This window comes from Paenibacillus maysiensis, assembly GCF_000520815.1.
Classification (GTDB): Bacteria; Bacillota; Bacilli; order Paenibacillales; family Paenibacillaceae; genus Paenibacillus; species Paenibacillus maysiensis.
Window position 1 is genome coordinate 1 of record NZ_ASRY01000135.1, and the last position, 3,126, is coordinate 3,126.

The window sequence follows — 3,126 nt, forward strand, 5'->3', positions numbered from 1 at the left end:
TTACACAGGGCGATAGTGCTTGCGGCATCACGGGCAGCACCAGCGTTAGCGGTCCCGGCCAGAACGCATCCATCAGCGCCCGCGCCGTATCATTCACTTCCGTTACCATGCCATCCAGCTGGGCAGGGTCGGAAATATGTACGATCAGCGGATTATCGGAAGGACGCCCTTTGGCGGCGAATACCGATTCTACCGCTTCCGTGCTACGCGCATCTGCGCCCAAGCCATACACCGTCTCGGTAGGGAACGCTACCGTCCCTCCTGTTTGCAGTAGCACAGCAGCCTCACGAATGCCTTTTTCCGCCGCGATAAGGGCTTGTCCAGATAACATTTCACTAGAGAAATCCCCTTTAACCACCAAGCCTCTGACGTCCCACCAATTCGTATGGGAAGCCGCCAACGGCGGCTTTAGCTCATGAAGCCCCTGTTCATCCAGTACCGATTCACATTTTTCCTTTTGCACAGACTCTCCGCACAAACCTTGTATTTGATTCGATTTATCGCTCATATCAGATCATCCCATACGTTATTGTCATACAGTCCTGTTCAGTTTGCTCTATCGTCAAAGAACTTACCTTGGCGGCTTACCTGAACCGAATCTGTCCATGTCTCATAGCTGTAAAACCTATATTTCATTATAACATACCGGAATCATCCACCCGTTGTTCTCTTTTCTACAGCTCACGACAATTAGGCAAAAAGACCACTCACCCATCCCCACAGCCCCGTCAGCGCATCCCATAGAAAAAACCGTACTTCCAGCTCCTTGTCAGCAGCATTCGTCCGTCCGCCTCCTTGGTCCGCTTTTGCCGAGACCGCTTGTGCTGCTGCTTCACCACTGCCCGCATCAATAAAGCACAAGGGAGGAAACAGCACACACCACCAATTTTGCCCTTTGCCTTGTCCCAGCGTAACCCGAAGCGCTTCATAATCTCCTGCCGGATAAACAAGCCCACCGTACATCTTGGTCGGAAAAGGTACGTTTGCCAATTCCACCTGATGGTCGTACGAAATGCCCCGTCGAGCTAGTTCCGCGCCTACTAAACGGTCAATTTCGGGTAAATGAGCAGCAATCAGCACTCTGGCTTGCTCCAAACTTTGCGGGTTTTCCAGCTTGCCCACCCACGCATCCATCTGTTGTACGATGGAATCCCTTATTTCACGTTTTACCAACTGATCCTCCGGGCGATCCGAATTGGCCAAAATACGCAATCGGATGGAATCATGCGGAATGACGCCAGCTCCTGTCGTGGCCATCCCTGCCCCTACAGGCCCTCTTGACCCTGGTGTCATGGCGGCATCTGTTTTTTGACCTTCCCACGACATCATTAATATCGAAATACAAAATAGTATCATTGCAGCTTGCTTGGTCCAGCTTCTCATCCCAATCCCCCCAAACTCTATCATGTCTATCAGTCTGTCCGGTTTGGGAGAGGCTAAACCTATGAATCTCGTAAAATGTTCAAGACTATTTTAAAAACACCCCATATACCTACATCGAGCACATGGATCTGGGCCGAAGCTTCGGAGTAACCCGCGAATACGAAAAAGTCCAGATTTCACAATCTGGACCCTTGGTACTTCACTATTTTTACTCACCATAAATATCAATTCGCATCCATTTAGAAGCATGGCATTAAGCTTTTTTCGCCTTCGTCAAGTTCATTCTGGATGGCTGTGGCAGATCGTCCTCCAGCTCCTGACCGTGTACCTTGATACTCATAACCAGGCCAATACTAGCCATATTAATGAGCAACGACGTACCCCCATAGCTTATAAAAGGGAGCGTAATCCCCGTCAGTGGCATGATGCCCAAAAACGCGCCGATATTCTCAAAAATCTGATACAGCAGCATGGACACAATGCCGACGATAAGATAAGGTCCAGCCCGATCACGGCATTCCAGCGAGATCAGGATCATACGGTGTATCAAAATAAAGTATAACAGCAGCAACACCGATGAGCCCACAAAGCCAAATTCCTCCGCTACGACCACAAAAATAGAATCCGCATAGGTGTAAGGAACACGACCAGATTGCACCGAAGTCCCCTGCAAAAAGCCTTTGCCCATCATTCCACCAGAGGCAATGGCCAACTTGGCATTTTTCGTATGATAAGATGCCTTCGCTGTCGCTTCTTCCGGTACCAGCCAAGGGTCCAGACGCTCTACCCAGTGACTACGGCCAATGCCCTTCATAAAGGTATCAATCTGATCGTGGAAGGAAATATACGCTTTGATCCCGCCGCCTACGGCGACTGCAAAAATCGTAAATCCGATCAACGCATGGGAAGCTTTTACATTACCGATCCACAGCATCCCGAGAACGATGACAATGTAACCGAGCGCATTACCCAAGTCATTTTGCGCCATAACCATAGCGAACGGGACAAAGCTCACTAAAGCAACTGGAAGTACATCCTGTATAAAATAAAGCTTGCTCTTGCGCTTCTTTATCAGCATATAAGCCAGAAAAATAATAAGCACCAGCTTAAACACCTCAGCAGGCTGAAGGTTCAAGCCACCAATTTTCAAAAAGCCCTGAGAGTTGTTAACCGTCCCGCCAAAAAAACCGAGACCCAACAGGAATATTCCGCCGCCATATACATACAGCGCTTTTTTAATGAATATCCGAAAATCGACCAACGCTAAACCCAAAACAGCCACAAAACCCAATATATAGTACCCAATCATCTTCTGGTAGTCGTAACCGTGATCCGCTATGTTGGTAGGGCCTCTACCCGCGCTATACACCGTTATGATACTAATCGCCATCAGCAAAACCAGAATGAAGATAACCGGACCGTCAATTTTTTTCAATTTCTGAAGCATGATTTCCCCCTGAGCCGTTTCTCGGTCATACTCCTTTTATTCTAAAGGAAAGACTCGCAAAAAGAAAATGCAGCATTATTCCGCAACGCCCAGGACATGGCGTTCGATTCCAGCAAGGTCCGGAACGATCAGAATCGTATTCCAATGACCTGCCTGCTCCAGCAGTCCAGCCACGTCTCTGGCCTGTCCCATGCCCAGCTCGAACCCGATCAGCCGCGGCGGGGCCTGAAGCAGCCCAAGCTGCTCCAGCATCGCTCGATACGGGCCAAGCCCGTCAGGCCCGCCATCCAGCGCCA

General features: G+C 49.5%; 3 protein-coding genes and 1 pseudogene. All 4 read right to left on the reverse strand.

Features of this window, described 5'->3' with window-relative positions; translation table 11 throughout:
• On the reverse strand, positions 1-508 hold a 508-nt coding region (locus L696_RS0108680), incomplete at its 3' end, for an L-threonylcarbamoyladenylate synthase (RefSeq protein WP_025683301.1).
• A gap of 182 nt (positions 509-690) precedes the next feature.
• The gene (spoIIR, locus tag L696_RS0108685; protein ID WP_025683302.1) at positions 691-1,383 is read right to left on the reverse strand and encodes a stage II sporulation protein R; all 693 of its coding nucleotides are present in this window, start codon (positions 1,381-1,383) and stop codon (positions 691-693) included.
• Positions 1,384-1,636: 253 nt separating this feature from the next.
• Positions 1,637-2,830: an FtsW/RodA/SpoVE family cell cycle protein gene (locus L696_RS0108690; protein ID WP_025683303.1), complete on the reverse strand. Its 1,194-nt coding sequence runs from the start codon at positions 2,828-2,830 to the stop codon at positions 1,637-1,639.
• Between the two features lie 75 nt (positions 2,831-2,905).
• A pseudogene (locus tag L696_RS0108695) lies at positions 2,906-3,126 on the reverse strand (protein-(glutamine-N5) methyltransferase, release factor-specific); the annotation flags it as partial.

Coding starts and splice junctions, on each gene's coding strand:
- spoIIR (WP_025683302.1), bottom strand. CDS start 1,383: ATGAGAAGCTGGACCAAGCAAGCTGCAATGATACTATTTTGTATTTCG.
- L696_RS0108690 (WP_025683303.1), bottom strand. CDS start 2,830: ATGCTTCAGAAATTGAAAAAAATTGACGGTCCGGTTATCTTCATTCTG.